Source organism: Amycolatopsis tolypomycina (assembly GCF_900105945.1).
GTDB classification, from domain to species: domain Bacteria; phylum Actinomycetota; class Actinomycetes; order Mycobacteriales; family Pseudonocardiaceae; genus Amycolatopsis; species Amycolatopsis tolypomycina.
On sequence record NZ_FNSO01000004.1, the window covers coordinates 4,068,224 to 4,095,145 of the forward strand.

The 26,922-nt window shown below is 73.6% G+C and carries 34 protein-coding genes; 11 read left to right on the forward strand and 23 right to left on the reverse strand.

Annotated elements, in window-relative coordinates:
* Positions 1 to 36: 36 nt before the first annotated feature.
* Positions 37 to 1,179, reverse strand: a complete 1,143-nt coding sequence (locus BLW76_RS28615; protein WP_091313040.1) for an MFS transporter — start codon at positions 1,177 to 1,179, stop codon at positions 37 to 39.
* A 145-nt stretch (positions 1,180 to 1,324) separates the two neighbouring features.
* Between BLW76_RS28615 and BLW76_RS28620 the strand changes: the two genes are divergently transcribed.
* A complete protein-coding gene (locus BLW76_RS28620; RefSeq protein ID WP_091313042.1) occupies positions 1,325 to 1,540 on the forward strand; it encodes a hypothetical protein in 216 nt (71 codons plus the stop codon).
* A gap of 42 nt (positions 1,541 to 1,582) precedes the next feature.
* Here BLW76_RS28620 and BLW76_RS28625 read toward each other — a convergent pair whose 3' ends face one another.
* Entirely contained in the window at positions 1,583 to 3,061 is a 1,479-nt protein-coding gene (locus BLW76_RS28625) for a rhamnogalacturonidase (RefSeq protein WP_091313044.1), read from the reverse strand.
* Positions 3,062 to 3,265: 204 nt separating this feature from the next.
* Positions 3,266 to 4,450 (reverse strand): elongation factor Tu, encoded by a 1,185-nt coding sequence (gene tuf / locus BLW76_RS28630; protein ID WP_091313047.1) that lies wholly within the window; start codon positions 4,448 to 4,450, stop codon positions 3,266 to 3,268.
* A gap of 263 nt (positions 4,451 to 4,713) precedes the next feature.
* Here tuf and BLW76_RS48780 point away from each other — a divergent pair, with 263 nt between their 5' ends.
* Positions 4,714 to 4,905 carry a hypothetical protein gene (locus BLW76_RS48780; protein ID WP_167384765.1) on the forward strand — a complete coding sequence of 64 codons (192 nt, stop codon included), beginning with the start codon at positions 4,714 to 4,716 and terminating at the stop codon, positions 4,903 to 4,905.
* On the opposite strand, the gene BLW76_RS28640 is transcribed toward BLW76_RS48780, so the two are convergent.
* Positions 4,880 to 5,449: a helix-turn-helix domain-containing protein gene (locus BLW76_RS28640; RefSeq protein WP_091313049.1), complete on the reverse strand. Its 570-nt coding sequence runs from the start codon at positions 5,447 to 5,449 to the stop codon at positions 4,880 to 4,882. The two genes, BLW76_RS48780 and BLW76_RS28640, sit on opposite strands and share 26 nt — an antisense overlap.
* Before the next feature lie 18 nt (positions 5,450 to 5,467).
* Between BLW76_RS28640 and BLW76_RS28645 the strand changes: the two genes are divergently transcribed.
* The gene (locus tag BLW76_RS28645) at positions 5,468 to 5,956 is read left to right on the forward strand and encodes a GNAT family N-acetyltransferase (protein WP_091313052.1); all 489 of its coding nucleotides are present in this window, start codon (positions 5,468 to 5,470) and stop codon (positions 5,954 to 5,956) included.
* Here BLW76_RS28645 and BLW76_RS28650 read toward each other — a convergent pair.
* On the reverse strand, positions 5,953 to 6,540 hold the full coding sequence (locus tag BLW76_RS28650) for a helix-turn-helix domain-containing protein (RefSeq protein ID WP_091313054.1): 588 nt from the start codon (positions 6,538 to 6,540) through the stop codon (positions 5,953 to 5,955). The genes BLW76_RS28645 and BLW76_RS28650 overlap by 4 nt on opposite strands.
* A gap of 77 nt (positions 6,541 to 6,617) precedes the next feature.
* Between BLW76_RS28650 and BLW76_RS28655 the strand changes: the two genes are divergently transcribed.
* Both BLW76_RS28655 and BLW76_RS28660 read left to right on the forward strand, forming a co-directional pair.
* Positions 6,618 to 7,559 (forward strand): NAD(P)/FAD-dependent oxidoreductase, encoded by a 942-nt coding sequence (locus tag BLW76_RS28655; protein WP_091313057.1) that lies wholly within the window; start codon positions 6,618 to 6,620, stop codon positions 7,557 to 7,559.
* A gap of 32 nt (positions 7,560 to 7,591) precedes the next feature.
* Complete coding sequence (locus BLW76_RS28660; protein ID WP_091313060.1) at positions 7,592 to 8,047, forward strand: group II truncated hemoglobin; 456 nt, start codon at positions 7,592 to 7,594, stop codon at positions 8,045 to 8,047.
* 103 nt (positions 8,048 to 8,150) lie between these two features.
* Here the strand turns inward: BLW76_RS28660 and BLW76_RS28665 are convergent, their stop codons facing one another.
* From BLW76_RS28665 to BLW76_RS28685, 5 genes are all read right to left on the reverse strand, one after another.
* Positions 8,151 to 9,038, reverse strand: a complete 888-nt coding sequence (locus BLW76_RS28665; protein ID WP_091319971.1) for an NAD-dependent protein deacetylase — start codon at positions 9,036 to 9,038, stop codon at positions 8,151 to 8,153.
* 29 nt (positions 9,039 to 9,067) lie between these two features.
* Positions 9,068 to 9,994 carry a DUF3800 domain-containing protein gene (locus tag BLW76_RS48785; RefSeq protein WP_167384766.1) on the reverse strand — a complete coding sequence of 309 codons (927 nt, stop codon included), beginning with the start codon at positions 9,992 to 9,994 and terminating at the stop codon, positions 9,068 to 9,070.
* A 125-nt stretch (positions 9,995 to 10,119) separates the two neighbouring features.
* On the reverse strand, positions 10,120 to 10,338 hold the full coding sequence (locus BLW76_RS28675; RefSeq protein WP_244170346.1) for a hypothetical protein: 219 nt from the start codon (positions 10,336 to 10,338) through the stop codon (positions 10,120 to 10,122).
* A 17-nt stretch (positions 10,339 to 10,355) separates the two neighbouring features.
* Positions 10,356 to 10,907 carry a DUF6529 family protein gene (locus BLW76_RS28680; protein ID WP_091313062.1) on the reverse strand — a complete coding sequence of 184 codons (552 nt, stop codon included), beginning with the start codon at positions 10,905 to 10,907 and terminating at the stop codon, positions 10,356 to 10,358.
* The gene (locus tag BLW76_RS28685) at positions 10,907 to 11,569 is read right to left on the reverse strand and encodes a hypothetical protein (RefSeq protein WP_091313065.1); all 663 of its coding nucleotides are present in this window, start codon (positions 11,567 to 11,569) and stop codon (positions 10,907 to 10,909) included. Before BLW76_RS28685 ends, BLW76_RS28680 begins: the two co-directional genes overlap by 1 nt.
* Positions 11,570 to 11,683: 114 nt before the next feature.
* On the opposite strand from BLW76_RS28685, the gene BLW76_RS28690 reads away from it, so the two are divergent.
* Positions 11,684 to 12,706, forward strand: a complete 1,023-nt coding sequence (locus BLW76_RS28690) for an alpha/beta hydrolase (protein WP_091313067.1) — start codon at positions 11,684 to 11,686, stop codon at positions 12,704 to 12,706.
* An 88-nt stretch (positions 12,707 to 12,794) separates the two neighbouring features.
* On the forward strand, positions 12,795 to 13,661 hold the full coding sequence (locus BLW76_RS28695) for an alpha/beta fold hydrolase (RefSeq protein WP_091313072.1): 867 nt from the start codon (positions 12,795 to 12,797) through the stop codon (positions 13,659 to 13,661).
* On the opposite strand, the gene BLW76_RS28700 is transcribed toward BLW76_RS28695, so the two are convergent.
* The 4 genes from BLW76_RS28700 to BLW76_RS28715 all read right to left on the reverse strand — a co-directional run bounded on the left by BLW76_RS28700 (position 13,619) and on the right by BLW76_RS28715 (position 16,448).
* Positions 13,619 to 13,960 (reverse strand): DoxX family protein, encoded by a 342-nt coding sequence (locus tag BLW76_RS28700; protein WP_091313075.1) that lies wholly within the window; start codon positions 13,958 to 13,960, stop codon positions 13,619 to 13,621. The two genes, BLW76_RS28695 and BLW76_RS28700, sit on opposite strands and share 43 nt — an antisense overlap.
* A gap of 115 nt (positions 13,961 to 14,075) precedes the next feature.
* Positions 14,076 to 14,495, reverse strand: a complete 420-nt coding sequence (locus BLW76_RS28705) for a DUF6292 family protein (RefSeq protein ID WP_091319976.1) — start codon at positions 14,493 to 14,495, stop codon at positions 14,076 to 14,078.
* A gap of 276 nt (positions 14,496 to 14,771) precedes the next feature.
* On the reverse strand, positions 14,772 to 15,692 hold the full coding sequence (ligD, locus tag BLW76_RS28710; protein ID WP_091313078.1) for a non-homologous end-joining DNA ligase: 921 nt from the start codon (positions 15,690 to 15,692) through the stop codon (positions 14,772 to 14,774).
* Between the two features lie 9 nt (positions 15,693 to 15,701).
* A complete protein-coding gene (locus BLW76_RS28715) occupies positions 15,702 to 16,448 on the reverse strand; it encodes a GAF and ANTAR domain-containing protein (RefSeq protein ID WP_091313082.1) in 747 nt (248 codons plus the stop codon).
* A 105-nt stretch (positions 16,449 to 16,553) separates the two neighbouring features.
* Between BLW76_RS28715 and BLW76_RS28720 the strand changes: the two genes are divergently transcribed.
* Both BLW76_RS28720 and BLW76_RS28725 read left to right on the forward strand, forming a co-directional pair.
* Positions 16,554 to 17,279 (forward strand): GAF and ANTAR domain-containing protein, encoded by a 726-nt coding sequence (locus tag BLW76_RS28720; protein WP_091313085.1) that lies wholly within the window; start codon positions 16,554 to 16,556, stop codon positions 17,277 to 17,279.
* Positions 17,280 to 17,283: 4 nt separating this feature from the next.
* Positions 17,284 to 18,687: a PP2C family protein-serine/threonine phosphatase gene (locus tag BLW76_RS28725; RefSeq protein WP_091313088.1), complete on the forward strand. Its 1,404-nt coding sequence runs from the start codon at positions 17,284 to 17,286 to the stop codon at positions 18,685 to 18,687.
* A 76-nt stretch (positions 18,688 to 18,763) separates the two neighbouring features.
* Here BLW76_RS28725 and BLW76_RS28730 read toward each other — a convergent pair whose 3' ends face one another.
* Both BLW76_RS28730 and BLW76_RS28735 read right to left on the reverse strand, forming a co-directional pair.
* Entirely contained in the window at positions 18,764 to 19,159 is a 396-nt protein-coding gene (locus tag BLW76_RS28730) for an STAS domain-containing protein (protein ID WP_091313091.1), read from the reverse strand.
* 102 nt (positions 19,160 to 19,261) lie between these two features.
* Positions 19,262 to 20,038: an ANTAR domain-containing protein gene (locus BLW76_RS28735; RefSeq protein ID WP_091313094.1), complete on the reverse strand. Its 777-nt coding sequence runs from the start codon at positions 20,036 to 20,038 to the stop codon at positions 19,262 to 19,264.
* 233 nt (positions 20,039 to 20,271) lie between these two features.
* On the opposite strand from BLW76_RS28735, the gene BLW76_RS28740 reads away from it, so the two are divergent.
* Complete coding sequence (locus tag BLW76_RS28740) at positions 20,272 to 21,210, forward strand: PfkB family carbohydrate kinase (protein ID WP_244170684.1); 939 nt, start codon at positions 20,272 to 20,274, stop codon at positions 21,208 to 21,210.
* Positions 21,211 to 21,214: 4 nt separating this feature from the next.
* Here the strand turns inward: BLW76_RS28740 and ligD (BLW76_RS28745) are convergent, their stop codons facing one another.
* The 6 genes from ligD (BLW76_RS28745) to BLW76_RS28760 all read right to left on the reverse strand — a co-directional run bounded on the left by ligD (BLW76_RS28745) (position 21,215) and on the right by BLW76_RS28760 (position 25,762).
* Positions 21,215 to 22,792 carry a non-homologous end-joining DNA ligase gene (gene ligD, locus BLW76_RS28745; protein WP_091313100.1) on the reverse strand — a complete coding sequence of 526 codons (1,578 nt, stop codon included), beginning with the start codon at positions 22,790 to 22,792 and terminating at the stop codon, positions 21,215 to 21,217.
* A gap of 17 nt (positions 22,793 to 22,809) precedes the next feature.
* Entirely contained in the window at positions 22,810 to 22,941 is a 132-nt protein-coding gene (locus BLW76_RS50515) for a hypothetical protein (RefSeq protein WP_279627703.1), read from the reverse strand.
* A 5-nt stretch (positions 22,942 to 22,946) separates the two neighbouring features.
* Entirely contained in the window at positions 22,947 to 23,501 is a 555-nt protein-coding gene (locus tag BLW76_RS28750; RefSeq protein WP_091313103.1) for a hemerythrin domain-containing protein, read from the reverse strand.
* A 59-nt stretch (positions 23,502 to 23,560) separates the two neighbouring features.
* Complete coding sequence (locus BLW76_RS48790) at positions 23,561 to 23,734, reverse strand: hypothetical protein (RefSeq protein ID WP_167384767.1); 174 nt, start codon at positions 23,732 to 23,734, stop codon at positions 23,561 to 23,563.
* Positions 23,734 to 23,922 carry a hypothetical protein gene (locus BLW76_RS28755; RefSeq protein ID WP_091313105.1) on the reverse strand — a complete coding sequence of 63 codons (189 nt, stop codon included), beginning with the start codon at positions 23,920 to 23,922 and terminating at the stop codon, positions 23,734 to 23,736. Before BLW76_RS28755 ends, BLW76_RS48790 begins: the two co-directional genes overlap by 1 nt.
* A gap of 280 nt (positions 23,923 to 24,202) precedes the next feature.
* Positions 24,203 to 25,762, reverse strand: coding sequence for a glycoside hydrolase family 13 protein (locus BLW76_RS28760; RefSeq protein ID WP_091313108.1), 1,560 nt, complete (start codon positions 25,760 to 25,762; stop codon positions 24,203 to 24,205).
* Between the two features lie 25 nt (positions 25,763 to 25,787).
* Here BLW76_RS28760 and BLW76_RS28765 point away from each other — a divergent pair, with 25 nt between their 5' ends.
* Positions 25,788 to 26,576, forward strand: coding sequence for a class I SAM-dependent methyltransferase (locus BLW76_RS28765; protein ID WP_091313110.1), 789 nt, complete (start codon positions 25,788 to 25,790; stop codon positions 26,574 to 26,576).
* Here the strand turns inward: BLW76_RS28765 and BLW76_RS28770 are convergent.
* Positions 26,560 to 26,919, reverse strand: coding sequence for a hypothetical protein (locus tag BLW76_RS28770; RefSeq protein ID WP_091313113.1), 360 nt, complete (start codon positions 26,917 to 26,919; stop codon positions 26,560 to 26,562). The genes BLW76_RS28765 and BLW76_RS28770 overlap by 17 nt on opposite strands.
* Between the last annotated feature and the right edge of the window lie 3 nt (positions 26,920 to 26,922).

Genomic DNA, 26,922 nt, shown 5'->3' on the forward strand with positions numbered 1-26,922 from the left:
ACCGCGGCGCGGGCGGGCGACAGCCGGACGTTCCGTTCACCGGAACGCCCGCTCGGGCGAACGGCGGCCGGCGCCGAGGATGCCGAGCGCGGCGACGGCGGCGGCCACTCCCCCGCAGGTCATCACGGCCGGCACCGACACGGCGTCCACCACGAGGCCGCCGGCCAGCGCCCCAGCCGAGATCGTGGCCTGGAAGGACGCCGTGAACAGCACGGTGGCCGCTTCGGGCGCGTCCGGTGCTTCGCGGGCGAACCAGGCCTGGGAGTACACCGGCACCGCGCCGTAGGCCACGCCCCACGCCACGAGGGTCACGAGCGCACCGATCGGCCCGGTGTGCGGCAGGACGCTCGCGGCGGCCGCGATCACCGCCGCCGCGAGCGCGAAGCCGGCCCGGTACCGCCCGGCCAGGAAGGTGCCCACGATCCCGGCCGCGCCGTAGGCCAGCAGGTAGCCGCTGAGCACCTCGGGCCGGACGACGTCCCGCAGCAGCGGCGTGACGTAGGTGTAGGTGCCGAAGTGGGCCAGGACGACCAGAAAGGTCACCAGAAGTCCACTTCGGACACCGCGGCGCCGCAGCAGTCCACTCAGGACGTTCAGCCGCGTGGCTGCTTCGGGCGGCAACGGCGGGGCGAGGGCAACGAGGGCGGCCGCCGTCCCGAGGCTCAGCACGCCGAGCACGCCGAACGCCGTCCGCCAGCCCGCGAGCTGCCCGACGAGGGTGCCGAGCGGGACGCCCAGCACCGAACCCAGCGGCACGGCGGCGAAGATCACCGAGGTCGCGCGGGCGGCGGCCGCCGTCCCGACGAGCCGGGGCGCCAGGCCGGCGCCGATCGACCAGAAGCCGCCGATGACGACGCCGACGAGGAACCGGGCGGCCAGCAGCACCCAGAACGCGGGCGCGGCGGCGGCGAGGAACCCCGCGAGCGCGAGCAGGACCAGCAGCCCGCCGAGCACCAGCCGCCGGTCGAGCCGGCCGGCGGCGACCGTGACGACCGGCGCGGCGACGGCGGCGACGAAGCCGGGCACGGTCATGGTCCAGACGGCGGTCCCGGCCGAGACGCCGAAGCCGGCCGCGATCGGCGTCAGCAGCCCGATCGGCAGGATTTCGGTGGTGACGATGGCGAAGATCCCGACGGTGACGGCGAAGACGGCGGGCCAGCGGGGTGCGGGGGCGTTCATGAGGCCCAGTGAACCGGCGGCGGATCGTCGTGGCCGGCAGGTTTGCGACGGCTTGATCGCGATCCCGGGTCATGGCGGATTCCCGCCGGTTTGATCGACTCGGGATCGGGGCAGTTCGGAGAAGCACCCGATCGAGGAGGTTGCGATGGCCGACCGGCGTTGGCACTTCATCCCCGCCACGGTTTCGCTGTGCTGGCTCTACCTGGGCGTGGGGGCGATCCTGCTCGTCTCGAGCATCCTCACCCTGACCGGCACCGAGGGCCGGGCGCCCGTCCTGACGGTGATCGCGGCGGTGGCCGCCGTGGCGCTGATCGCCGTTTCCGTGGTGGGCCTGGCCCGGCCGAAACTGCGCGGCCGCTGACCGCCCGGGTCCCGCGGCGGCGCGGGACCCGGGCGGAATCCCTTACAGCTCCTGGTGATCCGCGTGGTCGACCCGCGCCTCGGGCACCGGACGGCCGTCGCTCACCCGGAAGTCGGTCACGTCGTCGAGCACGAACGTCGGCGTGCCCGCCACCTTGTCCGCGCGGCAGTGGTGCACGTCGGCGTCGGTCACGTCCCGCAGGACGTACGCCGGGCGCGTGTCCGGCTTGCCGAAGCGGACGTCCACGTTGTCCCAGCTGATCCCGCGGGCGTGGCGGACGAAGAAGCCGTACGCCGGGAGGGTGCCGAACATCGACGGCTCGGGGTAGGCCGTTTCCAGCTCCGGCGGGTTCGGCACCGCGTCGCCCGGGGTCAGGCCGCCCGCCAGGTGGTGGCGGATGCCGCTCAGCTTGACGTCTTCGATCGGGTGGCCCGGGATCCCCGCGAAACACGACGGGTAGCGCGGGTCCGCGTCGATCGTCGTGACGTCGCTGATGCTCACCCGGCGCAGGAACCCGGCCGGGCGGCCCGCCGGCCCGCGCAGCCGCGCGCCCAGCCGGAGGAACAGCGGCATCTGGACGTTGCGCATGGTCAGGTTGCTGATGGTGACGTCCTCGAGCCACCCGCCGTCGACGGTTTCCAGTGCCAGGCCGCGGCAGTGCTCGAAGACCACGTTGGAGATCGCGATGTTGCGGAAGCCGCCGTTGGATTCGGTGCCGAACTTGACGCGGCCGGTGCGGCCGTAGCCTGCCGTCTTGAACGTCCCGCCGACGAGCGTGCCGAGGTCGTACCCGCTGACGAAGCAGTTGTCGATGGTGACGTTTTCGGTGTCGCGCACCTGGTTGAGCGCGTAGGAGCTCTTGAGCACGATGGCGTCGTCGTTCGGGGAGTTCACGGTCGTGTTGGCGATCCGGACGTTCTTGCAGCAGTCGATGTTGATGCCGTCGCGGTTGGTGTCGATCACCACGCCGTCGATGCGGAAGTTGTCGACGCCGGTGGGGAGGATGCCGAAGTGGCCGCCGTTGACGATCGTGATGTCGCGGATCGCGACGTTGCGGCACCACTTGAGCGCGATCGCCTTGTTCCCGGCCAGCGGTGCCGATTCCGCGCTGCCGCCGGCGACCAGGCCCTGGCCGTCGATCGTGCCGGGTCCCTCGATGGTGACGTTCTCGAGGTTTTCGCCCCAGATCAGGCTGTTGTGCCAGTGGCTGTGCCCGAAGTCCTGGTACGGGTTGCCCGCGCCCGGTTCGGCGGCGTCGTACCCCCGGCCGCCGGCCGGGGCTGCGCCGAGGATCGTCGCGTTGGCCGCCAGGTACAGCGCGATGTTGCTCTTGAGGTGGATCGAGTAGCTCGCGTACCGCCCGGCCGGGAAGTACACGGTGCCGCCGCGGGCCGCGGCGGCGTCGATCGCGCGGTTGATCGCGGCCGTGTCGAGGGTGCGGCCGTCGCCTTTCGCTCCGAACTTCGTGACGTCGAAGAAGCGGCTTCCGAGCTCATCGGCGACCGCCGGAGATCCGACCAATGGCAGCGCCGCGCCGGCAGCGCCTGCGGCTCCCCAGACGACGGCACGGCGGCGGCTCAACGCTCTTCCCATGGGAACTCCCTTATCTCGCCATGGCGGAAGCCTGCGCTTCCGACGGCGGATCGGGAATGCGTCTTCAGCTAAGAGCAAATGGTCGGATGAGTCAAGCTCGTCCCCGCCCGCAGGCGGGGACGAGCCCGATCTTCAGCCGAGCACCTCGCGGACGGTGCCCGCGGCGACCGTCAGCCGGCCTTCGCGCATCGCGAAGCCCAGCCCCGGGTTCATCGCGACCGGCTGCCCCAGCTCGACGGTCAGCTCCGCGGCGTCGCCCGGCCGGACGACGGCGACACCCTCGGCGAGGGCGACCACCCCGACGACGTCGCTGGTGCGGAAGTGGAACTGCGGCCGGTAGTTCGCCGCGAACGGCGTCCGCCTGCCCCCTTCGGCGGCCGAGAGCACGTGGACGTCCGCGCGGAACCGCGTGTACGGCCGGACACTGCCGGGCAGGCAGACGACCTGGCCGCGCCGGACCTCGCCGCGCTTCACCCCGCGCAGCAGCACCGCGGCGTTGTCGCCGGCCTCGGCGCGGTCCATCGGCTTGCCGAACGTCTCGAGCCCGGTGGCCACGCTGGTCACCGCCGGGCCGAGCCCGATCACCTCGACCGCGTCGCCGACCGCGAGGGTGCCCTGCTCCACCGCGCCGGTCACGACGGTGCCGCGGCCGGTGATGGTGAGGACGTTCTCGATCGGCATCAGGAACGGCAGGTCGAGCCGCCGCGGCGGGATCGGCACGTGCTCGTCGACGGCGGCGAGCAGGTCGAGGATCCGCCGCGTCCACCGCGGGTCGCCCTCGAGCGCGCGCAGCCCCGACACACGGACCACGGGCACGGCGTCGCCGTCGAACCCGTAGCGGGTGAGCAGTTCGCGCACCTCGAGCTCGACGAGGTCGAGCAGTTCCTCGTCCTCGGCGACGTCGGCCTTGTTGAGCGCGACGACGAGGTGCTCGACCCCGATCCGGCGCGCCAGCACGACGTGCTCGCGGGTCTGCGGCATCGCGCCGTCCTGCGCCGAAACCACGAGCACCGCGCCGTCCAGCTGGGCCGCGCCGGTGATCATGTTCTTGACGTAGTCGGCGTGGCCGGGCATGTCGACGTGCGCGTAGTGCCGGGTCGGCGTCTCGTATTCGACGTGCGCGATGTTGATGGTGATGCCGCGCTCGATCTCCTCCGGCGCGCGGTCGATGCGGTCGAAGGCGACGTAGCTGGCCCCGCCTTGTTCGGCGAGGACCTTGGTGATGGCGGCGGTGAGGGTGGTCTTGCCGTGGTCGACGTGGCCCATCGTGCCGATGTTCAGGTGCGGCTTGGTCCGCACGTACTGCTGCTTGGTCATGGGTTTTCCCTGCGCTGGAAAGGAGAATGCGCGAAACCGGGCGGAGCGCGTCGACCCTCCCCCGGCGGTTTCGCGCCCAGGGCGGGGGAAATCGGGGAAGGGTCAGCTTCGAGCGCCGCTGTGTTCGACCGGAAGCGGCCGTGCCGGCAGGGCGCTCGGCAGGGACAAGCCTGCGAGCGTCGCGCTGTCGGACACGGGGAACATGACCGGAAGGGTGACACGGCCCGCTCGGCCGTGTCACGCCATTTTCCTGGTAGCCGGCGGTGAACCGGCGCTGGACGAACCGCGGCGGCTCGGCTTCGTCGATCAGCGCCACGGCCGCGTCTTCGACGGAGATGCGGCTGCGGCCGTCGGCGTCGAGCACCGGCTGGTCGCCGCCGAGCCGGAACCGGCCGGTGCGCTCGCCGGGGGCGATCTCCTCGCTCGGCCTCACCCCGCCGAGCGGGAGCGCATGATCAACGCCGCGACGAAGTACACGCAAGGCTTTCCGGTGCGGTTGGCGTAGGAATGCCCGACGTCGGCGGGAAAGTACACCGAATCCCCCGCCGCCAGGATGTACTCGGCGTCGCCGACACCGAGACACAACTCTCCCGACTCGACCGCGACGAACTCGTGGGATCCCGGTGCGTACGCCGGGAACGCGCCCGCGTCGCAGCCGGGTGGGAGGGTCGTGCGGATCCACTCGAAGTTGACGCCGGGGACGACCGGGGTCAACACCGTGCGGTGCCAGCCGCCGGGTTCGGCGATGTGGTCCTGCTCCGCCGCGCGGCGGACGATCACGCGGCCGGTCTCCAGGTCCGCCAGCAGCCGGGACACCGGCAGCCCGAGGCCGTCGGCGATCCGGGACAGCACCACGATCGTCGGCGTCTTCTCGCCGCGCTCGATGGCCGACAGCATGCTGACGCTGACCCCCGCTGCCTCCGCCAGTGCGCTCAACGCCAGCCCGCGGCCCGCGCGCAGGTCGTGGAGGTGGCGGCCGAGCGATGCCGGATCGATCATTCCTCTATAATAGCGTCCATGTCCACTATAGAGGAAGCCATGGAGGCGGACGCCGAGGGCATCGCCGCGGTCTTCGCGCCGTACGTCACCGACTCGGTGTTCACCTTCGAGACCACTCCGCCGACCGCGGCCGAGTGGCGCGCGAAGATCCGCGAGAACGCCTGGCCCTTCCTCGTGCTCGCCGAGGAGGGCGAGATCCGCGGCTACGCGCTGGCGACGCCGTGGCGGCCGAAGCCGGCGTACCGGTACTCGGTCGAGACGACGATCTACCTCGCGCCCGAGGCCGCGGGCCGGGGCCACGGGCGCCGGCTGCTCGACGAGCTGCTGAAGCGGTGCGCGGAAGCCGGGGCGCGGCAGGCGATCGCGGTCATCGTCGACTCCGGCAACCCGGCTTCGCGCAACCTCCACCGCGCGGCCGGCTTCACCGACGCGGGCGTGCTGCGCCGCGTCGGGTTCAAGCAGGACCGCTGGCTCGACACCGTGCTGATGCAGCGGGACCTGGGCTAACGCGACTTCGCCCGCAGGTGCAGCCGCTCGCCCTGCTTGCCGAACAGGCTGAGGATCTCCGCCGGACGGCCGTCGACCGCGCCGAACCAGTGCGGGAGGCGCGTGTCGAACTCCGCCGCCTCGCCCGGCCCGAGCGTCATGTCCCGGTCGGCCAGGATCAGGCGCAGCCGGCCCGACAGGACGTACAGCCACTCGTACCCCTCGTGGACCTGGGGATCGGGTTCGCCCGTCTCGGGCTCGAGGATCATCTTGAACGCCTGCGGCGCGCCCGGCTGGCGGGTCAGCGGCAGCACGGTCATCGCCGCGCCGTTGTGCCGCGGGATGCGGCGCGCGGTCATGCGGACCCGCGGGTCGCCGACCTCGGGCGCGCCCACCAGTTCGTCCAGCGGCACCTGGTGGGCTTTGGCGATCGGCAGCAGCAGCTCGAGGCTGGGTTTCCGCTGGCCGGACTCCAGCCGGGACAGCGTGCTCTTCGAGATGCCGGTCGCCGCCGACAGGTCGGCGAGGGTGACCCGGCGCTGCGTGCGGACCCGTTTGAGCCGGGGGCCGACCTCGGCCAGGGCCTGGGTGATCGCGTCCGTCATGCCTCCAGGAAACCCGCTTGTCCCGGAATCGGCAACATAAGTTGTCGGATCCGCGAAGCCGGGTTCAAGGTGGCGGCATGAACGAAAACAACAGCTTCGACGTCCTGGTGGTGGGTGGCGGCGCCGCGGGACTCAGCGCCGCCCTGATGCTCGGCCGGGCGCGGCGGCGCGTCGCGGTCGTCGACGGGGGCGCGCCACGCAACGCGCCGGCGTCCCACATGCACGGCTTCCTCTCCCGCGACGGCCTGCCGCCGTCGGAGCTCCTGCGGATCGGCCGCGAGGAACTCCGCGGCTACGGCGTGGAACTCCTCGAAGACCACGTGCTGAGCCTCGAACACGGCTTCACCGCCCGGCTGGCGGGCGGCCGGGCGCTGACCGCCCGGCGCGTCCTCGTCGCCACCGGCGTCCACGACGACCTGCCGGACATCCCCGGCCTGCGCGAAAGCTGGGGCACCGACGCGGTGACCTGCCCCTACTGCCACGGCTACGAAGTGCGCGACCAGCCGCTCGGGGTGCTCGGCACCGAACCCGCGAGCGTCGAGCACGCGCTGCTGGTCCGCCAGTGGTCGCCGGACGTCGTCTACTTCGCGCACACCACGCCGCTGTCCGAAGAGGACCGCGACCGGCTCGACGCGCGCGGGATCCGGGTCGTGCCGGGCGTCGTGACCGCGGTCCGGCGCGAGGACGGCCGTCTCACCGGCGTCGAGGTCGGGCCGCGGTTCGTGCCGCGGGCGGCGCTGTTCCTACGCAGCCGGACGGTTCCGCACGACGAGCTGCTGCGCGGACTCGGGTACGTCGAAGGCGACGTCGACCCGTCCGGGAAGACCGGCGTGCCCGGCGTGTGGGCGGCGGGGAACGTCGTCGACGCGCGGGCGACCGTGATCATCGCCGCGGCCCAGGGCGCGGCCGCCGCCGGGGCGCTGAACCACGACCTCGTCACCGAGGACGTCCGGCGGGCGGTCGACGCGCTCGGCGGCTTCTCCCCCGCCGCCGAGCGCGCGGCGGCCGGGGCGCGCTAGCTTCCGCTGCCTCGGCGTGCCAGGCTCGGCGGGTGCGTCCGACGCTGTACGAATTCGCCGGCGGCGACCCCGCGTTCCACGCGCTGGCCGCCGCCCACCACGAGCGCTGCCTGGCCGATCCGGAGCTGAACCACCCGTTCTCCAAGCAGGATCAGCACCCGCGGCACGTCGAGCGGCTCGCCTGGTACTGGGCCGAGGTGATGGGCGGCCCGCCGCGGTTCAGCCGCGAGTGCAGCGACCATTCGGCGATGCTGCGGATGCACGCCGGCAACGGCGACATGAGCGACCTCGGCCGCCGGTTCGTGGCCTGCTTCGTGCGGGCCGCGGACGACGCCGGCCTGCCCGCCGACCCGGAGTTCCGCGCCGCGCTGCGGTCCTACATGGAGTGGGCGGTGGCCGAGGTGCTCACCTATCCCGGGCCGCCCGGCGAGGTGCCGTCCGGGCTGGCCGTGCCGCGCTGGTCCTGGAACGGGTTGCAGCCGGTGTAACGCCCGGGGCGCTCCCCGCGTCTTGCAGGCGACGACCGGCTGTGGAGGTCCGTCGCCAGAGCCGGTCCGGCCAGGTTCCCCCCACTTGCCCGGACCGGCTCGTTCACGTCGGTGACGCGGTCCCGAGCCGGCCGACCAGCTCGGTGAGCGCCGGCCCCAGCGGCCGGTCGACCCGCACCGCGGCGTAGCGGTCGCCGCGGGTCTCGCCGCGGTTGACGATCACCACCGGCTTGCCCGCGTTCGCCGCGTGGCGGACGAACCGCAGCCCGGACATCACGGTCAGGGAGGAGCCGAGCACGAGCAGCGCCGCCGCTTCGTCGACCAGCCGGTAGCACTGCTCGACCCGCGGCCGTGGCACGTTCTCGCCGAAGAACACGACGTCCGGCTTGAGGACGCCCGCGCAGGCCTCGCACGCGACCGGCCGGAACCGGCGCACGACGTCGGCGGGCAGCTCGACGTCGCCGTCCGGGTTGATCCGGGTGGCGGCGCCGGTGAAGCCGGGGTTGGCCGCCCGCAACCGGCGGTCGAGCTCGGCGCGCGGGCTGGTGCGGCGGCAGTCCAGGCAGACGACCCGGTCCAGGCTGCCGTGCAGCTCGACGGCGTCCGCGGTGCCCGCCGCCTGGTGCAGGCCGTCGACGTTCTGTGTGATGACGCCGTCGACGTACCCGCCTTCGCGCAGGGCCGTCACGGCGCGGTGGCCGTCGTTGGGGTCGGCGCGGGCGATGGTGCGCCACCCGAGGTGGCTGCGGGCCCAGTACCGCTGCCGCCCTTCGGCGCTGGTGACGAACTCGTCGTAGGTCATCGGCGTGTGCCGGCGCAGGCTGCCGCTTTCACCGCGGTAGTCGGGGATCCCGGATTCGGTGGACAGCCCGGCCCCGCTGAGCACGGCAACGCCCCCACGCGCGACGACGCGGGTCAGCTCGTCGAGATCGGCGGTCCGCGGCAGCGGTGCCTCCGTCGACGTCCAGGAGAGAGTGGGCCGGGTCCGCACCCACGCCAGGGTACGCGGGGCGGACGGCGTCATCGAGCGCCGCGCTCCGGCCCGTCCCAGACGGAGTCCGCGTCCACAAAAGACCTGAGCAGGGTCGTCAGCACGGGATCACCGCGGCCGTTGCGCTCGTCGGAGGCGATCCGGCGTGCCACGCCGGCCAGGAAGTCGGCGATCTGGACCCGGGCGTCGTCGCGGGAGTCGACGAAACGCACGCCCGCCAGGCGCGGGCCGAGCGTCGCTTTGAGCTGGAGCACGCGCTCGGCCGTGAGGGCCAGCTGCTCGTCGTGGACCAGCTCGACCGGGGTGCCGCTCGCGCTCCAGTGGCGGACGGTGTGGATCACCGCCGGCACCAGGGGGTCCAGCACCGGCACCAGGCCCGGGTCGGTCGCCAGGCGGGCGCGGTACGCGGCCACGCGCTCGGCGCCGCCGCGGAAGCGGGCGACCAGCTCGCCCGCTTCACCCGGGACGCGCGCCAGCTCGGCCACCAGGGCGAAGAAGTCCTCCGGTGACGTCGGCACGCCGCGGCGCGGCCGGAGCCGCAGCACGCTCACGAACGCCGTCAGGAACGACTCCCAGCGGGCCGCGCCGAACGCCGCCGGGCCCGTGCGGTGCAGGGTCCGGGCCATCGCCTCCGTGCCCGGCTCGGCCAGCAGCGTCACCGCCGCGCGCACGGCGAAGAACGTCTTGTCGGTCAGGTGCACGTGCCCGCGGCCGGCCAGCGGGCCGTCCGGGGCGAGCAGCCATTCGAGGACCGGCCGGTGCTTGGCGCGGAGCAGGTGGTTGGCCTTGTACTCCTCCGCGGGCGAGCCGATGCGGGCCCGGATCTCGCGCACGCACGCGGCCGCGTCGGGCCCGGGCATCCGGATGCCGGCGTGGGCGAAGACGTCCGTCTCGCCGCCGAGCAGGTTCTCGCCCTCCGAGCCCGATTCGTCGCAGGCGATCTCGACCGGGCGCACCCGCCCGATCGTGCCAGAGGAGCCCGGCGCGGGGCGACCGGATTACCTACGCCAGTGCGATCTTGCCGCCGGTGACCGTGATCGGCTTCCTGTCCAGGGGCTTCGACGCCGGTCCGCCGGCTGCGTCACCACCACCTGCTTGTCCGCGAACACCTTCCCGCCGCCGACCGGGATGTCCCCGGCCACGCCGAGCTCGGTGCCGCCGGAGCCGGGGCCGGCGCCGAGGCCGGCGCCGTCCCGCCCGGGCCGCTGCCGTAGGTGCTGCAGCCGGCCGCCAGCCCGGCGCCGAGGACCGCGAGTGCCGTGCGGCGCGCCAGCACCGGGTCGGCGTCGTCGTTGCGCACTTTTCGTCCTCCGCCTGCTAGAAGATCAAGCCGAACCGGGTGAAGAACCACAGCGACGCGCTCAGCCAGAGCCCGACCAGCGCCGTGAAGACCAGGCCGCCCACCACCGGGAGCGCCCACCCGGGCGCGCCGTCCTTGCGCAGCACCAGCATCTTCGCGACGAACACCCCGTAGCAGAAGCAGCCGAGCAGTGAGTGCAGGAGCACGCGCGCGTCGAACGACTGGAACCCGAGCGCGTACAGGCAGTGCATCGCCACCGGGATCGACACGAGGAAGGCCAGCCGGCCCGACCACCGGTGCACCGGGGCGACCCACGCGGGCGCGGCGCCGCCGAGCCTGCCGTACAGCGCCAGCGCCGTGAGCAGCTGGGCGAGGGCGAGCAGGACGACGATCGTGGCGAGCCAGGCCTTCACCGACTGGGCGCCGGAAAAGCCCGCGACGTTCACCGCGACCCCGGTCGGCGGGTGCAGGCCGCCGTAGACGCCGAGGGCCACCGAGACCGCGGCGCCGGCCGCCAGGGGCACCGCGAGCACGGCGGCCGCGCGGTGGCCCGCCGCCGGGGCGGCCATCAGAAGTCACCGGTCCCGGCCAGGCCGCTGATCGCCTCGGCGGTCACCGGGGTGCCGTCGACGGTCGCGGTACCGGCGGCCGGGTCGAGCACGGGGGCGGGCGCCGAGTCCCCGTCGGCGGTGAGGATGCCGACCTGGCTGCCGTCGGACTGCACGATCCAGCCGATCTTCGCCGCCCTGCCCTGCACCTTCGGCGTCGCCCGGTAGAGACCCGCGGGTTTCTTCGCCACCGGCACGGTGAACCGGTAGGTCCGGCCCGCCGCCATCACCGTCCCGGTGGCGGCGGTGGCGTCGAAACTGCCGGTCAGGCTCGCGTTCGGCGCGCCCCTGAGGTCCAGCTTCCCGCCGACGGTGACGCCCTGGAGCCAGGCTTCGACCTTCTTGCCGTCGCAGACGTAAGCGATGGCGTGGCCGTCACGCGCCGACACCGCGATCGACGCGCCGCCGCCGGCCACCCGCCCGGCGTAGTCCGCCCGCGCGGGCGGAGCGGGCTTCGGCGGCTCCGGCGTTTTCGAGGGTGGCGCGGTGGTCGTGCTGCTCGCGGCGCTCGCGGTCCCGGCGACCGGCGTGGCGCCGGTCCCCGCCGCCAGGTTGGCGACGCCGATCCCGCCCGCGAGCACCACTCCGGCGAGCAAGGTGAACAACGGCCCTGGATGTCTCATGGTCTTCCCACCACCGCGTGCGAACACGAACTTCGGGCGAAACGGCTCACGTTACGCGCCGCGAACAGGTAATGCTTAGCCCCCGCAACCGGGTGATCGTGATTGACTGGCGGCATGCTCCCCTGGGATGGCGAACTCGCCGGACGGCTCGACCGGCACACCGTGACTTCCGCGCTGCTGCGGGACAATCCGCTCGGCGACCCGCACGAGCGGCCGCTGTGGGTCTACGTCCCGCCCGGCTACGACGACGGCGACGAGCGGTACCCGGTGGTGTACGTCATCCAGGGCTACACCGGGCACCTGACGATGTGGGCCAACCGCACGCCGTTCCGGCAGCCGTTCGTCGAGACGGCCGATGCGGTCTTCGCCGGCGGCGCACCGGGGTGCGTGGTGGTGTACGTCGACGCGTGGACCGCGTACGGCGGTTCGCAGTTCGTCGATTCGCCGGGCACCGGCCGGTACCACTCGTACCTGTGCGACGAGATCGTGCCGTGGGTCGACGAGCACTACCGGACCATCCCGGACCGCGAATCCCGGGCGATCACGGGCAAGTCGTCGGGCGGGTACGGCGCGATGATCACGCCGATGCTGCGGCCGGACCTGTTCGGCGCACTGGCGACGCACGCGGGCGACTCGCTGTACGAGCTGTCCTACGTCCCCGAGTTCGGCCAGGCGGTCCGCGCGCTGCGCGGGTACGACCAGGACATCCAGGCGTGGTGGGCGGACTTCCGGAGCCGCCCGGCGTTCACCAAGCCCGAAGACGACACCCTGCTGACGGTGCTCGGCGTCTCGGCGTGCTTCTCGGCGGCCGAGGACGGGACGCCGGAGCTGCCGTTCGACCCGCTGACCGGGGCACTGCGGCCGGCGCAGTGGCAGCGCTGGCTGGACTGGGACCCGGTCCGGATGGTGGCGCGCCACGCGGAGGCGGTCCGTTCGCTGCGCGCGGTGTGGATCGACGCGGGCACGAGCGACGAGTACTTCCTGGACGTCGGCGCGGAGGCGTTCCGGGCGGAGCTGGCGGCGGCGGACCTGCCGGCCGAACGGGTGCACTTCGAGCTGTTCGACGCCGGCCACGGCGGGATCGACTACCGGTACCCGCCGGCGCTGGCCTGGCTGGCCGAACGGCTGGCCCGCTGAGCGCGGGTCGCGCCGGCCGGGTGCCGCGGGTGCACGATCACCTCGGCCGGCGCCCGGCTTTCGTCACCGCCCTCGCTAGGCTCGGCTGATGGTGACCGAGACCGACCTGGTCCTGCCCGGTGGGCGCTCCCTGCACGTCTACGACACCGGCGGCCCCGGACGGCCCGCCGTCTTCTGGCACCACGGGACACCGAACACCGGTGCGCCGCCCGAACCCCTGCTGCCGCTCGCCGCCGAGCTCGGGGTGCGGTTCGTTTCCTTCGACCGGCCGGGTTACCGCACCTCCACCGCCGTGCCGGGGCGGACCGTCGGGGACGTCGCCGGGTGCGTCGCCTCGGTCGCCGACGCGCTCGGGATCCCGGCGTTCGCCCTGCTGGGGCACTCCGGGGGCGGGTCGCACGCCCTGGCCACCGCCGCTCTGCTGCCGGACCGGGTGCTCGCCGTCGCGAGCCTGGCCGCGGTGGCGCCGGTCGACGCCGACGGCCTCGGCTGGTTCGACGGCATGGCCGCCGCCAGTGCCGCTTCGCTGCGGGCCGCCACCGAAGGCCGGGCCGTCAAGGAGAAGTACGAGGCCACCGCCGAGTTCGATCCGGACGTCTTCACCGCCGCCGACACGGCCGCGCTCGGCGGGTCGTGGTCGTGGCTGAACGACGTCGTCCGCGCGGCGCTGGCGGACGGGCCCGGCGGGCTGATCGACGACGACCTCGCCTACGTCACGCCGTGGGGCGTCGATCCCGCGCGGATCACCGCGCCGGCCCTCCTCGTGCACGGCGAGCAGGACCGGATGGTGCCCGCCGCGCACAGCGCGTGGCTCGCCGGGCGGTGCCCGCACGCCGAGTACCGGCCTTCGCCCGGCGACGGGCACCTGTCCGTGCTGCGCCACGCCGCCGACGCCCTCACCTGGCTCGCCGATCAGGGCAGCAGGACCAGCGAAGCGACCACCGGCGCCAGGTAGAGCATCGGGAAGGCCAGGTGCGCGTACGACCGCGCCCGGGCCACGGTGACGAGCGCGCCGCCGAAGTACAGGATCAGCCCGACGGCCGCCGCGATGCCGAGCGGCGGCCAGAAGAGGCCGGCGAGCAGTCCCGCCGCGCCGGCCGCCTTGGCCGTGCCGAGCCAGTTCCACCACGCCCGCGGCACGCCGTACTCGGTGATCGGCTCGACGACCCACTTCGCGCGGGCGAACATCGAGACGGCCGAAAAGCCGACCCAGGCCGCGGCGGCGATGGTGACGATCAGGTGAGCGGTGGACATCGGGACTCCTCGGGCTCCGCGGCCCCGGGTTCGGGGTCCGTCACCCGCTCGACTCCGCGGCCCTGGCCGATGTGACAGCCGCGCGCGTGACGCCGGTCACGGTCCGCCACGGGAGTCAGCGCGCCGGCAACAGCGCCAGGAGTTCCTGATGACGGCCCGCGCGACGCAGCACCGGCGAACCCGGCCCGGCCGACACCTGCACCCCGGCCCGCAGTGCCGTCAGGAAGCGCACGACCTCGCGCGGCGGCGGCAGGACGTCGTCGCCGCCGAGGTAGGACAGCACGATCATGTCCTCCCCGCACGCCGCCTCGACCGCGACCGCCCAGCCGTGCACCTCGTCCCAGAGCAGCGCCACGTCGCGCTCGGGGAACCGGCGCAGCCGCCAGTCCACCGCCACGTACGCCGACACCGGGACGTCGACGTCCACGGTGCAGGATTCCAGGCCGAAGCCGAGCGCACGCGCCACCTCGCCCAGATACGCGCGCAGCCCGCGCTGGAACCAGAATTCGAGATCGGTGTCGATCAGGCCGGACACCCGTTTCCTTTCGCCGGGTTCAACAACAACGGCGACGGCCGCCACGTCGTTGTCGTTCGCCACGGCGGCGGCTGCCGCACTTCGTGCGTAGACCGTACCGAGTTCGCCGACTTCGGCCCACCACCGGATTTTCCGTTCCGGCGCGCCGTGCAGCGACACGCCCGTCTGCACGTGCAGCGCTCCACTGTGGACGATCAAATCCCCAGGTGACGCAGTTTTCGGCAATTTCCGGAAAACCGACACGAGGACCGGTGCGGGAATTTCCGCGACCGAAGTTCAGCCAAAGGTAGGAATCGGCGCGCGGGTGCGTTCCAGATCGGCGAAAAGGTCGCCGTGGTCGCCGACGCGCGCCAGGACGTCGTCCGCGGTGAACCTCAGGTGCGTGACGTGCCGGCAGGCGCGGACCTCGTCCCACGTGACCGGCGCCGACACCGTCGGCTCGTCGCGCCCGCGCAGCGAGTACGGCGCCACGGTGGTCTTGAACGGGTTGTTCTGGCTCCAGTCGATGAAGACCTTGCCCGGCCGCAGGTCCTTCGTCATCCGCGCCACGACGAGGTCGGGCGTCTCCGCGGCCAGCCGCTCGGCCAGCGCCTTCGCGTACCGCGACGGCTCGGCGCCGTCCGTGGTCACGACCCCGGCGTAGAGCTGCATGCCCTTCGAACCGCTGGTCTTCGCCACCGGGGTGAGCCCGTCCGCCACCAGGACGTCGTACAGCCGTTCGGCGACCCGGCAGCAGTCGACCACCGTCGTGCCGGGACCGGGGTCGAGGTCGAACACCAGCCTGTCCGGGGTGCTGCGCTCGTCGCCGGGCCCGACGGTCCACTGGTGGACGTGCAGTTCGAGGGCGGCGAGGTTGGCCGCCCACACGAGCTCGGGCAGGTCGTTGATCAGCGGGTACGCGACGATCTCCGGGTCCTTGCCGCGGCCGCCGACGGTCAGGCGGGCGGTGCGGACCCAGTCCGGGGCGTGCCGGGAGACGTCCTTCTCGAAGAACGAGCCGCCGGTGACGCCGTCGGGGAAGCGCACGAACGTCATGGCCCGGTCGCGGACGTGCGGCAGCAGCACCGGCGCGATCCGCGTGTAGTAGTCGAGCACCTCGCCCTTGGTGAAGCCGTGCCGCGGGTAGAGCACCTTCTCGAGGTTCGAGAGCGTCAGCTGCCGCTCGCCCACCCGTACCGTGATCCGGCTCCCCGCCACGGCTCCACGTTACCGCGGCAGGACGTGCCCGGAGATGACCCGCGCGACGAACCGCTCCGCGACTTCGCGCAGCTTGACGTTCTCCCGCTGCGACTGCTCCACCAGCAGGGCGAAGGCGTCGTCGGCGTCGACCTGGCGGATCGCCATCAGCATGCCCTTGGCCTGGTCGATGACGGCCCGCGAGGTCAGCGCGGTCCGCAGGTGCTCGGACGTCTCCCTGGCCCGCAGGTACCGGTGGTACACGCGGAGGATCGCCTCCACGGCGGCCGTGTAGAGCTCCAGCAGTTGCGCTTCGACCTCCTCGAAGCCGTCGTCCTGCCGTCCGTAGCAGTTGACCGCGCCGGAGAACTGCTCGTCGGCGACCAGCGGAGCGGCGAGGAAGCTCCCGAAGCCCGCCTCCCGCGCCGCGCCGGCGAAGCCCGGCCACCGCTCGAGCGCGTCGGCCACCGAGGTGCGGACGATCTTGCCGCCGCGCATCGCTTCGAGGCACGGGCCGTCGCCGATGCGGTACTGCTCCCCGTCGAGCTCCCCCACCACGGCGCTGGTCGCGGTGGCGGTGTGCGGCACCTCCCCGGTCACCAGCGTGACCGACGCCTCGTCGACCCCCGGGACGGCGTGCCGCACCTGCAGGCACACGTGCTGCAGGAGGATCCGGAAGTCGTCTTCCTCCCGCAGGACCGCCGCGAGGGCCTCCAGCGCCCCGGTGACCTCGTCGAACAGCGGTGCCGCCGGGGCGCTGGGGTCCGGCCGTTCCATGTCTGCTCCTCCCGCTCGGGCGCGAAGTGCCCTCGGGTACCCACTCCGCCGCCAATCCATGTCCGCCGACGTTTGCCGGTGGCGGCGAGTTGGTAATCAGCGGCCATGTCGTCGGAACAGGCCCTGCCGCTGGACGGTGAGCTGGCCGCGGTCGCCGCCCGGATGTCCGGGCTGCTGCTGTCGCGGGAATCCGTGGATTCGGTGCTGGAACTGATCGTTTCCCTGGCGAGCACGACGATCACCGCCGCGGCGGGAGTGGGGGTGACGCTCGTCGACGCCGAGGGCGGGCTGGTCACCACCACCGCGTCGGCGCCGCTGGTGCGCGAAGCGGACGCCCTCCAGTACGAGCTGGCCGAGGGCCCCTGCCTGGCCGCGCTGGAGGGGTGCTCGCCGCAGCGGATCGACGACGTCGCCACCGAACGGCGGTGGACCCGGTGGTGCGCCGCGGTCGCCGGGTCGGGGCTGCGGTCGGTCGTCACCGCGCCGATGGTGACCGAAGAGGGCTGTCACGGCGCCATCAAGATCTACGCGACCGCGCCCGGCGCCTTCGGGCCGTCCGACGAGCGGAAGCTGGCGACGTTCGCCGAGCGTGCCGCCGTGCTCGTCGCCAACGCCCGCGCCTACGAACGGGCCAGCCGGTTCAGCGATCAGTTCAAGCTCACCCTGCGCGACCGGGACCTGATCGCCATGGCGAAGGGCTACCTGATGGGCCGGGACGGCCTCGGCGAGGAGGCCGCCTTCGACCGCCTGCTCTCGCTGGCCCGCGTCGAGGGCACCAGCCCGGCCGGAACCGCCGCCCGGCTCGTCGGCTCCGAGCCGCGGGAAGGGTGAGCGCATGCGTTTCCTGCCCGAGGAGGAACAGCGCCGGCTGATCGCCGCCTGCTTCACCCGGAGCGAGCTGACGCTGGAAGAGCTGTGGATGCGGTACTTCGCGCTCGGCGGCAGCCTCAGCCTGCTGGAGCTGGACGCCTACCTGAACGGGCTGGTCACGCTGCCCCGCGTCGACCGCGACATGCTCGCCCACGCCGTCAACGAGCGGCTCGACGAGGTCACCGGCCCGGCCCGGGCGCCCTACAGCCACTCCGTCCCGGACGCGAAGCCGTTGCACGGTCCCCTGAAGGCGCTCGTCGACCTGCTCGAAGGGGCCCACCGTGCGCCGCCGGAACGGCTGCCGGCCATCGTCGCCGAAGCGGGCCGGGCGCTCGACCTGAAGATCGGCGTCTACCTGGCCGACTACGACCAGCGCACGCTCGTGCCGCTGCGGCCGGGCGCCGCCGCCCTCGACATCGAGACCACCGTCGCCGGCGACGTGTTCCGCCACGCCGGGACCACCGTCACCCCGGACGGGACATTGTGGACGGTGCTGCTCGACGGTGTCGAACGCCTGGGGGTGCTGGAAATCGTCCCGGACGACGGGGCCGACCCGGCGCTGCGGGAGCAGTGCCGCTGGCTGGCCACGCTGCTCGGCCACCTCGTCACCATCACGACCAAGTACGGCGACGGACTGGACCGCCGTCGCCGTCACCGCCGCCGGGACTCCGCCGCCGAGCTGCTGTGGCAGAGCCTGCCGCCGCTCACGGGTGCCACCGAACGCGTCGTCGTGGGCGTGAGCGTCCAGCCGGCGTACGACCTCAGCGGCACCGTGTTCGACTACGCGCTCTCGGAAGAGCGGGCCCAGCTGGCGATGTTCGACACCGGCGCCCGCACCCGCAGCGCGAACACGGCCGTCGTGACCGCGCTGACCGCCTACCGCGCGGCCCGCCACGCCGGCGCGTCCCTCGACGAGCAGTTCGCGGCGGTGGGCGCCGAGCTCGCGGGCCTCCCGGACGCCCCGGCGGTCGGGGGCGTGCTCGCCGAGCTGGACCTCGGCACGGGCGTCCTGCGCCTGCTCGGCGCCGGGCACACCGCACCCCTGATCGTCCGGGACGGCACCGCGACCCCCATGGCCGAACCGGCCGCCCCGCGGTTCGGCGCGCCGCATCCGGCAACGCGGCTCCGGCTCGAACCCGGCGACCTGCTCACGTTCTGCTCCCGGGGCGTGGCCGAAACGCCCGACGGCGCCGGCGAGCCGTTCGGCCGCGCCCGGATCACCGAGCAGCTCGGCCGGGACGCGGGCGAGCTGCCCCCGGAAATCGCCCGCCGGCTCACCCGGGCCGTCCTCGCCCATGGTGGCGGCGGGTCCCGGCAGGACGCCGGTGTGCTGGTCGCCCGCTTAGAGGGTCGGCAGCCGGTGTCATGAAAGAGTCGTTCATGACGTCTGACGTCATGAACGACTCTTTCATGACGTCCGGATCCGTGCACCCGCCAAGGAACGTTCAGCAGGCGGTGTCGTGCACGTCGGGCGCCAGCAACTCCCGCAAGGCGTCCGACAACGACGCGAACATCGGCACCACGGCCGCCAGCCCGGTGATCCGGAACAGCCGCGCCAGGGTCCGGCCGCTCGCCACCACCCCGAAGCGCCGCCCCTCCGCAGCCGCCCGCTCGGCCGCCACCGCCAGCGCGCGGGCACCGGCCAGGCCGACGAACGCCACCTGCGTGAGGTCGACCACCGTCGAACCCGGTGGAGCCGAGCCCAGTTCGCGCTCGAGGATCGGCAGGGTCAGCGCGTCGATTTCGCCGGCGAACATCAGCACGAGGAAACCGGGGCGGTACTCCGTCCGGCGCGCCACCAGGGGCGCGGACCGGGTGGGGACCGGAATGACAGGGGACACGGGATTCGGTTGGCCTTCCGCGCCGGCCGGGGCCGGCGACGCAGTGACGTGATCAAGGACGGGTCTTTGATACCCAAACGCCCGATCCGGAAACGCTCTCCTTCAGGGCGAGACGGTCGTGAAGGCCGCCCACAGCCGTTCGGCGGCGTGGCGGGCGGGGGCGCCGGGCAGGATCTCCCGGGTGCCCTCCGGCGGGACCGCGAGGTGGCCGCCCACGTGCTCGACGAGGGCCACGGCGAGCTCGCGGACCTTGACGTTGAACTCCTGGCTGGCGCGGCGCAGCGTCTGCCAGGCCTCCTCCGGCGGGCACCGCCGGACCGCCATGATCGCGCCCTTCGCCTGCTCGATCGCGGCGCGGGAGGCCAGCAGGTCGAGCATCTGGTCGGGGTCGCCCGCGGTGGCGGTCTCGGCGACCACGAGCGTCATCTCGGTGAGTTTCGCGTAGCGCTGCAGGACGGCCAGGGTGGCTTCGCCGGGCGACCGGTCGAGCGTGACCGAGAGCACGAACGCGCCGTCTTCGTCCCAGAACCCGGGGAGCGCGGCCGCGCCGCGGATCGCCGCGGCCGCCGGACCGCCGTCGAACACGGTCTCCCGGGTCAGGTCCGGCCAGCGCTCGTCGCCGAAGAGGCGGTCGGTGGTGACCGGCTCGCCGGTGGCGTCGGCGACGGGGACCGGCCCGCCGTGCGCCAGCTGGGCCGGGATGAGCTGCTCGGCGACGCCCGCGGTGGCCAGCACCCGCAGCGGGCGGTCGCCGCGGCTGACGGTCAGGCCCGCGCCGAGCCAGCCGGGCAGCTCGCCCGAGATCCGCTCGAGCAGCGCCTGCAGCAATTCGGCCAGCGGTCTCCAGCGATCCGCCGCGTTCATGAGTGTCTCGGTCACCGAACCTCCACCGGTCTTGGTTCCCTTGATTTACCGCACCGCGCGGTGCTCCGCTCGCGGCGGCGCGGGGGTTTGTGGGACCGGCCACGCGGACGGGCGAAGCGCCGCGGCCGTCCGGCGCAACGGGATCACCCGGTGGCAGGCACCCCGAACGGGCGGTTTACCCCGCGGCGCGCGCGGGGTAGCTGGTCGGTGATCCGAGGAGGCGCCATGACCGACCGGTGGCACCGGTGATGTTCAGCGAAGTCGTCGTCGCCGGGCAGATCGCCCGCGACCTGGTGATCGAGGTCCCGGACGCGCCCACGGCTGGCTCGTCGGCCCCGGTCCGGCACCGGCAGGAGCTGCTCGGCGGGAAGGGCGCCAACCAGGCCGTGGCGCTGGGCCAGCTCGGGGTGTCGGTGTCCCTCGTCGGGGTGGTCGGCCGGGACCGCACCGGCGACACGCTGCTCGCCCAGGCCCGGGCCGACCGGATCGCGACCTCGCACGTCGTCCGCCGGGCGGGCACCGAGACCGCGCTGCTCGTCGACGTCGTCGACGACCACGGCCGGCGCCGCTACCTGGAGCACGTCCCGGAGGGCACGCTGCTCACCGAGAACGACGTCTTCGCCGCGTCCGCGCCGATCTCGGCCGCCGCGTCGCTCATCGTGCAGCTGCAGCAGCCCGCGCCGGTGGCACTGCTCGCCGCCCGGCTGGCGCACACCGCCGGCACCCGGGTCGTGCTCGACGGCGCACCGCAGGACGACGCGCTGACCTCCGAGCTGCTCGCCCCCGCCGACGTCGTGCGCGCCGACGGCCACGAAGCCGAGCTGCTCACCGGAAAGCCGGTCGACGACGTCGCCGCGGCCGCCCGCGCCGCGTCGGAGCTCCGGCGGCTCGGACCGTCCCTGGTCGTGCTCGAGGTTTCCGGGCAGGGCAACCTGTTCGCCGGGCCGGAGGGCACCTGGTTCGTGCCGGACGTCGAGACCCCCGTCGTCGACCCCACCGGCGCCGGCGACGCGCTCGTCGCCACCCTGACCGCGGCATTGACCCGCCGCCGTCCGCTGGAGACGGCGGCGAGCCTGGCCGTCGCGGCCGCCGCGGCGACGACCGGGCACGCGGGCGGCCGCCCGCACCTGTCCCGCGCGGAACTCGACCGGCTGCAGCCCCGGGAGCTGGAGACCGTGCGGGCCTGAGCGGCTACAGGCCCGGCAGTTTCTGTTCCAGGCCCAGCAGCACGGAGAACGGGTCGCCGCGCTCGGCCAGGCGATCCGGCACGTCCCGGATCGTCCACCGGTCCGGCGCGAGATCCGGGTCGTCGAGCTCGTCCCACTCCAGCGGCACCGAGACCGGCGCCCCGGGCCGGGGCCGGACGCTGTAGGGCGCGACGAGGGTCTTGTTCAGCACGTTCTGCGTGTAGTCGAGCCGGGCCCGGCCGCGGCGCTTGTCCTTCGTCCAGGCCCAGCTGACCAGATCGGGCAGCACCCGGCCGATCGTCTTGGACACCGTCTCCGCCCACGTGCGGGTCTGCTCGAAGGTGCAGTGCGGGGCGATCGGCACCCACACCTGGATCCCGCGCTGCCCGGTCACCTTGGGCCGGCCGGTCAGGCCGAGGTGCTCGAGCGCCGTCCGGTGCAGCCGCGCCAGGTCGAGAACCTCCTCGAAGGTCGTCTCCGGGCCGGGGTCGATGTCGAACAGCACCCACGTCGGCCGGTCGACGTCGGCGGCCCGGGAGGTCCAGGCGTGCAGCTCCAGCGCGCCGTAGTTCGCCAGCCAGGCCAGCGTGGCGACGCTGTCGGCGACGACGTACCGCCGGCTCTCCCCCGCCTCCGCGCGTTCGTTGCGCCAGGTCGTCAGCCAGTCCGGCGCGTGCTGCGGGACTTCCTTCTGCCAGAAGCCCGGCTCGGTGACGCCCTGCGGGAACCGGTGGGTGTTGAGCGGGCGGCCGGCCAGGTACGGCAGCATGACCGGCCCGACGGTGACGTAGTAGCGGATCAGGTCCCGTTTGGTGACGGGCTTCCCGCCGCTCGCCGCCGGGAAGAGCACCTTGTCCAGGTTGGTCAGGGCGAGTTCGCGGCCGGCCACCGACCACCGGCCCTTGGCGCCCAGGTCGTCGAGGGCGGCCAGTTCGTCGCCCGTCGGCGCCTGCCAGCCGCCGACGTGTTCCTCCGCCTCCGCGGCGGGTCGGTCGCCGTGCCACAACGCGTCGGGGGCGGCCGCGACCTCGTCGTTGGTGCGGCCGCTCTTCACCGAGTGCGGGTGGTCCTCGGCGTCCCAGCCGGCCTGGGCGTGCTCGTCCTGCTTGTGCAGGAGGAACCACTGGTCCTTTTCGCCGCGGCCGCTCCGCACGAGGACGAACCGGCCGGCCAGCTTCTCGCCTTCGAGGTCGAAGTGCAGTGTCCCGGCCTCGATCGCGCGTGCCGGGTCGGCTTCGACCGGCCGCCACACGCCGCGGTCCCAGACGATGACGTCGCCGCCGCCGTATTCGCCGCGCGGGATGACACCTTCGAAGCCGGCGTACTCGATCGGGTGATCTTCGACGTGCACGGCCAGCCGGCGGGCCTTCGGGTCCAGCGTGGGCCCCTTCGGCACCGCCCAGCTGACCAGCACGCCGTCGAGCTCGAGGCGGAAGTCGTAGTGCAGCCGGCGGGCCCGGTGCCGCTGCACCACGAACCGGTGGCCGTCCGGCCCGGCCGCGCCGCCGGCCGGCTCCGCGGTGCGGTCGAAGTCGCGCATCTGCTGGTAGCGCCGCAGTTTGCGGGCCGGATCGGCTGCCATGCCCCGGGAGTACCCACTCAGTCCGGAGCCGACCACGGCGGGTTCTTCTTCGCCAGCTCCTCGTATTCGGCGACCTCCTGCGGGGTCGGATCGAGGCCGGCCTCCTCGGCGAACTCCTCCGGATCGACGGCGTCGTCGGGCTCGGTCATCCCGCTCAGCCTCCCAGCGCGCCGCGGATGAGGTCGCGGGCCCGGTCCATGATCGCCGCGGGCGGGCCAAGCAGCAGGTTGGCCTTCGCGCTCTCCACGCCGGGGTGCGGGCGGGTCGGCCCGACCGCTTCGGCGACCTTGGCGGTCGCGGCCATCGCGCGCAGCCGCTCCGGCGGGCGGTGCGCCCGCAGCAGCGGGAACTCCTCGCGCTCTTCGTGCTCGGCGTGCGCGAGCACGTCGTCCCGCAGCTGGACGAGCAGCGTGTCGAAGCCGTCGGCGTCCGGGCCCATCTTCTGCAGGGTGGTCAGCAGTTCCTTGGCCCGGTGCTCCTCGCCCAGCCGCGCGTCGACGACGGGCTCGGCCGCGGGCTCCAGATCGCGGATCTCCGGGTGCACGACCAGTTCCTCCGCCGTCTCGTGCACGGCCAGCAGCCGCACGAGGTCGTGGAACAGCTCCCGCCGCCGGTCGCCGTCGGCGGTCTCCAGCGCGGCGAACAGCTCGCGGATCTCCCGGTGCTGCCGCTGCAGCAACTCGATGACGTCTTCGTCGTGGTGCGCCATGAACGCCTCCTCCTGGGTCTCGTACTCCGTCGGACGCGGCGTTCCCCGTCCCCGGCGGGTTACTCGTCGCGACGGGCGACTGTGAGCCACAGCGCGCCCACCGCGGCCACCCCGAGCCCGACGACGGCCCACCACGACCACCAGCCGAAGAACGCGACAACCAGCCCCACGGCGACGAGCACACCCCCGCCGACGGTGGCCGTGTCGTCATCGGCCCGCACGGTGAAGGCCATCAGCCCACCCGCCCGTCAACGGCGGCCACGACCAACGCGGCACAGCGCGCGACGGTCAGGCCTCGTTCTCTGGCCATGGAAGACAACGCAGCCTGCGCGGCGGCGCGGTTGAGCCCTTGCGCGGCAAGGACTTCCAGCGCCAGACCGACGACATCGGTGGCGGGCGGGGTTGCGGTGCGCACGGGCATCGGGAGACCTCCGGCTGATTCGGCGGCGAAACGAACGCGACCGGATACCCCGCCGCGCCGGGTTTCACACCCTTTCACCGAACCCTCCCGGTGCCGCGGGTTCAACTCTTGCCGAGCCCTCATCCGCCGGCCGCGGGCGCTGAGCGCTCTGGTGCGCTCGGCCGCAGCACCTCGCCGGCACCTCCGCGCGCTTGCCCAGACGAGCCACTCCGCGCCGAGCACACCGGCGCGCACTCGACCCGGTCAGCCACACTGCACGGCCCGCCCACCCGGCGCGCGCTCACCTCCCCGCGAGCCACACCGCGGTGTCCGGCGGCACCCTGCCCCCGTCGAGCAGCCCGCTCGCCAGCAGCACCCGCGCGTCCCCCGGCAGCTCGCACGGCTCCTCACCCAGGTTCACCACGCAGCCGAACCCCGGCTCGCGCCGGAACCACAGCACCCCCTCCGGCGCGGGCGACCACGTCAGCGTCCCGTCCCCCAGTGCCGGGTGCTCCCGGCGGGTCGCGAGCGCCGCGCGGTACAGCCTGAGCATCGAGTCCGGGTCGGCCGCCTGGGCCTCCGCGGTCCGGGTCCGCCAGCCGGCCGGCTGCGGGAGCCACGGTGGCACGCCGTTGCCGGTGAACCCGAACGGTGGTGCCGTCCCCGACCACGGCAGCGGTACCCGGCAGCCGTCGCGGCCGCGGCGGGTGTGGCCGGACCGCTCCCACGTCGGGTCGGCGAGCACCGCCTCGGGCAGGTCCTCGACCTCCGCCAGGCCCAGTTCCTCGCCCTGGTACAGATACGCGCCGCCGGGCAGCGCGAGCATCAGCAGCAGCGCCGCCCTGGCCCGGCGCGTCCCGAGCCGGCCGCCGCCGAAGCGGGTGACGTGCCGGACCACGTCGTGGTTCGACAGCACCCACGTCGCCGGGGCGCCGACCGCGTGCAGCGCCTCCAGCGTCCCGTCGATCACCTCGCGCAGCGCGGCGGGATCCCAGGCGCAGCGCAGGAAGTCGAAGTTGAACGCCGTGTGCAGCTCGTCCGGCCGGACGTACCGGGCGAGCCGGTCCGGGCGGTCGACCCACGCCTCCGCGACGAACACGCGGTCCGCGCCGAACCCGGCCGCGACCTGGCGCCACGACCGGTAGATCTCGTGCACGCCGTCGCGGTCCCAGTGCGGGTGGCGGCTGCGGTCGGGCGGCCGCACGATCCCTTCGTCGTCGACGCCGAGGTCGGGGAACTCCGGATCCTTGAGCAGGCCGTGGGCGACGTCGATGCGGACGCCGTCCACCCCACGCTCGAACCAGAACCGCAGCACGTCCTCGAAGTCGGCGCGGACCTCGGGGTGGTCCCAGTTGAGGTCCGGCTGCTCCGGGGCGAACAGGTGCAGGTACCACTCGCCGTCCGGCGCGCGCGTCCAGGCGGGGCCGCCGAAGACGCTGCGCCAGTCGTTCGGCGGCCGGTCGCCGCGGCCGGGCCGGAAGTGGTAGCGCGCGCGTTCGGGAGAGCCGGGACCTGCCGCCAGCGCGGCGCGGAACCACCGGTGCCGGTCGGAGGTGTGGTTGGGGACGACGTCGATCACGACCCGCAGCCCGAGCCGGTGCGCCTCGGTGATCAGCGCGACGGCGTCGTCGTCGGTGCCGAACAGCGGGTCGACGGCCCGGTGGTCCTCGACGTCGTACCCGCCGTCGACCATCGGCGAGCGGTACCACGGCGTGGTCCAGACGGCGTCGACCCCGAGTTCGGCCAGGTAGCCGAGCCGGCCGCGGAGACCGGCGAGATCGCCGGTGCCGTCGCCGTCCGCGTCGGCGAAGCTGCGGACGTAGACCTCGTAGACCACGGCATCGCGCCACCAGTCGTCCATGCACCCGAGTATCTACGCTGGGGCGGTGACCGACGCGTGGGAATGGGACCCGTCCCTCTATTCGGGCAGCGCGGAGTACTACGCGCGGGGCCGAGCGGCGTACCCCGCCGAACTCGCCACGGCCTTCGCCGCCGAACTCGGGCTGGACGGATCGGGACGGCTGCTCGACGTCGGCTGCGGACCGGGATCGCTGACGCTGCTGCTGGCCGGGCTGTTCGAGGAGGCGGTGGGACTCGACGCCGACGGCGCCATGCTCGCCGAAGCGGCCCGGCAGGCGGCGGGCGCCGGGAACTGCCGCTGGGTGCACCGGCGCGCGGAGGAGCTGCCCGCCGGGCTGGGCCGCTTCCGGCTGGTGACGTTCGCGCAGTCGTTCCACTGGTTCGACCGGCCGCGCGTCGCGGCGGCGGTGCGGGAAATGCTGACGCCGGACGGCGTCTGCGCCCACGTGCACGCGTCGACGCACGAGAGCGTGCACCCGGCGATCGCGGAGCTGGTGCGCGAGTACCTCGGCCCGGTGCGGCGCGCGGGCCAGGGCGTGCTGCCGGACGGCACGGCGGGCGGCGAGGCGGAGATCTACCGGGCGGCGGGCTTCCACGGCCCGCGGCGGTTCGAGGTGCCGGGGCGCGTCGTGACGCGCACGGTCGACGAGGTCGTCGCGGGCGTGTTTTCGCTGTCGAGCTCGGCGCCGCACCTGTTCGGCACGGGGCGGGCCGGGTTCGAGGCGGCCCTGCGGCGGCGGCTGGCCCCGGCGGAGACGTTCACCGTGCGGTTGCGGGAGATCGCCGTCGACCTGTGGTTCACCAGGGGTTGTTGAAGTCCTCGTCCTCTTCGACGGCGGCCCGCGGGCGCCGCGTGGCCCGCGGCTCGTCCCGCACGGGCCGCGGCGCCGGTTCGAACCCGGCGGAGTACGCCTCGGCGTCGAAGGCGGAGGCCGGTTCGGCGTGCGAGCGGTCGGTGCTCCATCCGGACTTGGTCTTGCGCTGCGCCATTTCGCGGACGTGCTGGACGTACCGCTCGGCGGCCTGGACCTGCTTGGTCATGTATTCGTGCGAGCGCGCCTTGATCTCTTCGCCCTGCTGTTCGCGCAGGGCACGGCGATCGGCCTGTTCGCGGACGAGGCCGTCCAGCTCGGCCTTCATCGCGGCGATGTCGGTCATGCG